1 protein-coding gene and 2 pseudogenes are annotated in these 4,543 nt (G+C 76.2%); all 3 read right to left on the minus strand.

The window, feature by feature from the left end; genetic code table 11:
• The coding region (locus tag SSBG_RS34005) for a ketoacyl-synthetase C-terminal extension domain-containing protein (RefSeq protein WP_324603594.1) at nt 1–808 on the minus strand (808 nt) is incomplete at its 3' end.
• A 105-nt stretch (nt 809–913) separates the two neighbouring features.
• Nucleotides 914–1,477: pseudogene (locus SSBG_RS34010) on the minus strand (polyketide synthase); the annotation flags it as partial.
• 421 nt (nt 1,478–1,898) lie between these two features.
• A pseudogene (locus SSBG_RS35950) lies at nt 1,899–4,535 on the minus strand (SDR family NAD(P)-dependent oxidoreductase); the annotation flags it as partial.
• Between the last annotated feature and the right edge of the window lie 8 nt (nt 4,536–4,543).

Below are 4,543 nucleotides of genomic sequence, written 5' to 3' on the forward strand. Positions count from 1 at the left end.
CGTCCCCCCGGCCGTCCCCGCCGGGGGCCGCCCGGCCGGTGCGGAGGCCGTCTTCGGTGGCGGAGCCGGTGCCGGCGTAGGAGCGGAGCAGGGCGGCGAGGTGTTCCGTGCCGGAGCACACCACCGCGAGCCGTTCCGCGAAGTGGCGGCGGCCGGTCTGGCTGGTCCGGGCGAGCGCGGCGAGCGGGGTCCTGGCGCCCTCCGGGGTGCCGAGGTGGTCGGCCACCTGGCCCGCGTGGACGCGCAGGCGCTCGGTGGAGCGCGCCGACAGCAGGAAGAGCTGCGGCCCGGAAGGCTCCGGGGCGGTCTCCTCGGGCTGGACGTACTCCTCAAGGATCAGGTGGGCGTTGGCGCCGCCCGCGCCGAAGGAGCTGACCCCGGCCCGCCGGGGGCCGCCGCCGGGCGCGGGGGGCCAGTCGGTGAGCGACCGGACCGGTTCCAGTGCCGCCGCGTCGAAATCGATCTTGGGGTTGAGGCGGTCGAGGCCGACGCAGGGCGCGAGCCGGCCGTGGCGGAACTGGAGCAGCAGCTTCGTCAGTCCCGCGATCCCGGCCGCGCCTTCGAGGTGGCCGATGGCGGACTTGACCGAGCCCACCGCGCAGCGGTCCCGGCGGCCGGAGCCGTCGAGTGCCTGGCCGAGCGCGGCGATCTCGATCGGGTCGCCGAGCGCGGTGCCGGTGCCGTGGCACTCCACGTACGACACCGTCTTTGGCGCCACCCCGGCGCCCTCCAGGACGCGGCGGACCAGGGCGGCCTGCGCGTTGGGGTTGGGCACGGTGTAGCCGCCGGTCTTGCCGCCCGCGTTCATGCCGCCGCCCTTGACGACCGCCCAGATCCGGTCGCCGTCGGCGATGGCGCGCTCCAGCGGTTTGAGCAGGACGGCGCCGACGCCCTCGCCGGGCACGAAACCGTCGGCTCCCGCGTCGAACACCTTGCACGTGCCGTCGGCCGAGAGCATGTTGAGCGCGCTCAGGGACACGTGGTGGGCGGGGTGGAGGATCAGGTTCACGCCGCCGGCCACGGCGGTGCGGCACTCGCCGCGCCGCAGGCTCTCGCAGGCCAGGTGGACGGCGGTGAGCGAGGACGAGCAGGCGCTGTCCACGGAGATGCTGGGGCCCTGGAAGTCGAAGAAGTACGACACCCGGTTGGCGATCGACCAGTGCGCGGAGTGGGCGCCGGAGAGGCGTCCTCCCGGCCAGCCGGTGGCCGCGAGCTGCCCGTAGGTGCCGTACATGACCCCGGCGAAGACGCCGGTGTCGGGCTCCCGGGTGGTCCTGCCGAGGTGGCCGTTCTCCTCCAGGAGGTTCCAGACGGTCTCCAGGAAGAGCCGTTCCTGGGGGTCGATGTGCGCGGCGTCGCGGCCGAGGATGCCGAAGAAGGCGGGGTCGAAGCGGTCGATGCCGTCCAGGAAGGCGCCCCAGCGGCTGTACGTGCGCTGGGGGGTGCCGCGCCGGGCGTCGAACGTGGGCCGCCAGTCCCAGCGTTCGGCCGGTACCTCGGTGAACGACGCGGTGCCGGAGGCGAGGTTGTCCCAAGAAGGCGTCCAGGCCGGGGGCGCCGGGGTAGCGTCCGCTCACTCCGATGACGGCGATGTCACCACTGGCGGCGGGGGCCGGGGGCGCGGGCGGGGCGGGCGCCGGTGACGGGCGTGCGGCGGCCGGTGACAGGGGTTCAGCGGCCCCCGCCGGGCTCCCAGCGGTCGTCGTCGGGCGTGCGGCGGCCGGTGTCGTTGGTTCGGTGGTGTGCGCCGGGCCCGGTGCGGCGCTCGGGGACGTCTCGGTGCGCGGGGGCGCCGGGGTGGCGAGCCGGGCGAGGGCCGGGCCGTGTGCGTCGAGGAAGTGGTCGGCCAGCCGGGCGATCGTCAGCTTCTCGAAGAGGAGCGTCGCGGGCAGCTCCCCCAGGTCCTCCTCGAACCGGTTGATGATGCGCAGGCTGACCAGCGAGTCGACTCCGTAGTTCTCGAAGGTGACGTCGTCCGCGAGGGCGGCGGGATCGAACTTGAGCACCTCGGCGAAGACGCCGCGTACGTACGCGCGCGCGTACGCGCCGTCGAGAGCGACGGAGGTCTCGGTGAGCGTCGCGGCGGCCTCCGTGGCCGCCTCCGCCACGAACACGCACTGGTCCCCGCGCTCGGCGGGTGTCCCGGGCGCGCCCAGCGTCCGGACCGGCCCGAATCCGCTCGCGGTGAGCTCCCGCCGCCACTGGTCGGGTCCGAGCAGAGGGGTGTGCGCGAGCCTGCGCTCCGCGTCCCGGAACGCCCACCAGCCCGGTGTCAGGCCGAAGGTGAGGGTCAGGAAGTCGGAGGCCCGCGTCACCTCGTTGACCAGCAGGACGCCGCCGGGCGCGAGCAGCGCGCGCACGTGCTCCAGGGTGCGCGCGATGTCGGCCGTGGCGTGCAGCACGTTGGTGGCGAGCACCAGGTCGTAGCCCTGCGGCGGGCGGTCCTCGGCGGTGGGCGGGCGTTCGATGTCGAGGACGCGGAAGGACAGGTAGGCGCGCCCCGGCCCGAACTCCCGCTCCCCGTGCGCGAGGAAGGCGGGCGAGACGTCGGTGTAGGTGTACGACACCGCGGGGGCGTCCCCGGCGGCCAGGGCCTCGTCGAGGGCGTCGAGGACGAACGCGGTGCCGGCGCCGGTGCCCGCGCCGATCTCCAGGACGCGCAGCGGGCGCCCGGCCGCCCGGTGGCGCCGGAGGGCCGCCACGGTCTCCGCCGCCATGAGCCGGTGGTGGTGGTCGGACAGCGGCTGGCCCCGGTAGACGGATTCGACTAGGTCCACCCTGCCGCCCGGGAAGAGCACGTCGGTGGCCGGGCGGGAGCCGTCGAGCACGTCCGGCAGGGCGTCGACGCAGCGCCGCAGCAGCGTGACGTGCGGGCGCATGGCCGGGTGGCGGTCCAGGAGGCCGTCCACCGGGGCGCTCTCGCGGCCCGCGCGTTCCAGCAGGTCCTCCAGGGCCCGGACCAGCCGCGCGCCGGGGCTGCCTTCGGGGTGCGCGCCGTCCCACCGGGTCAGGGCGGTGCTCCCGGTTCCGTCCGTCGCGAGCAGCCGGGCGCGGCTGAGGTGCGCGGCGAGGCGTTCCAGTTCGGCGAACCCGGCGCGGGCCCCGCTCAGGGGGTCCGCGGTGTCCCCGGCGTCGGCACCGAGGAGGGCGAGGCCGCGCGGGGTGCCCTTCACGACGACCGCCTGGGGGTGTCCCGCCTCGATGACGCGGGTGAGCGCCGCGATGCCCTCGGCGGGCTCCAGCGAGCCGATGCCCAGCTCGGCGAACCGCTCGACCCGCCGCTCCTGCGCGACCACGCCGACGCTGCCCCAGAATCCCCAGTTCAGCACGGTGGCGGGGAAGGAGCGCGCGCGCAGGTGTCCGGCGAAGGCGTCCTCGAAGGTGCTGGCCGCCGCGTAGTTGGCCTGTCCCGGCGCGTCGGTGAAGGAGATCGCCGAGGAGAAGCAGACCAGGAAGTCCGGCGGCTCCTCCTCCAGCGCGGCGGCCAGCGCGACCAGGCCGCTCGTCTTGGGTGCCAGGACGTCGAGGAAGGTGTCCTCGTCCATGGCGGCGAGGGTGCTGTCGCGCAGCACCAGGGCGCTGTGGAAGACACCGTCCACGCGGCCGGTCCGTTCCCGTGCCTCGGTGACGATCCGCCGCGCGGCGGCGGGGTCGGCGAGGTCGCCGCGCACGTACGAGGCCCGGCCGCCCAGCGCGCCGAGTTCGTCGAGCAGCGCCTGGATTGAGGCGTCCTGCGCCCGGCGCCCGACGAGGACCAGGCGCGCCCGGTGGGTCCGGGCGAGGTGGCGGGCGAGCGCGGAGCCGATGCCGCCCGTGCCGCCGATCACGACGTACGCGCCGTTCTCGCGGAAGCCCGGGGCGTGGTCCGTGCCCGCCGGGTGCGGGGCGGGGGCCGGTGCCAGCCCGCGCACCAGCCTGCGGCCGCCGCGCAGGACGACGAGGGGTTCGGCGCAGGGTTCGGCGCGCAGCAGGCGGGCGTACTCCTCCGGCGAGGTCCCCTCCGGGGGGAGGTCGACGCAGCCGGCGCGCCATTTGGGGTACTCGGCGGCGGCCGACCGCGTCAGGCCGATCAGCCCGGCGCTGTGCGGCTGGGCGGGTCCCCGCTCCCCCTCGGAGACGGCGCCGGACAGCGCGACCTTGAGGGTGAGCGCCCGGCTCCCGGCGCCCCGGCCGAGGAGCGTCCTGAGCAGCCGGAACAGGCCCAGCGTGGCCGGGTCGGCGCCCGGTCCCGGGAGGGGTGCGGCGGGGTCGTGCGTGGCGAGCCAGTAGACCGTGTCGGGCGTCTCCTCGGGGACGGCGGGAGGCGTGCCGTCGGCGGGGAGGGCGATCCTCGTCGTCCCGCCGGTGCGGGCGAGGGCTTCCGCGAGGGGCCGGGCGGCGGCCGTGTGGAACACCCAGGTCGTCCCCTCGTCCGAAGCGACCGACGGGTCCGGCGGCGCGGCCTCGCCCAGCCTCGGGACGAGGACCACCGTCCGGGGCTGCCCGGGCTCCTCCTCGCGCGTCTGATCCGCCGTCGGCAGGGGCCGCAGCGCCACGCCGTCGA

The organism is Streptomyces sp. SPB074 (genome assembly GCF_000154905.1).
Taxonomy (GTDB): domain Bacteria; phylum Actinomycetota; class Actinomycetes; order Streptomycetales; family Streptomycetaceae; genus Streptomyces.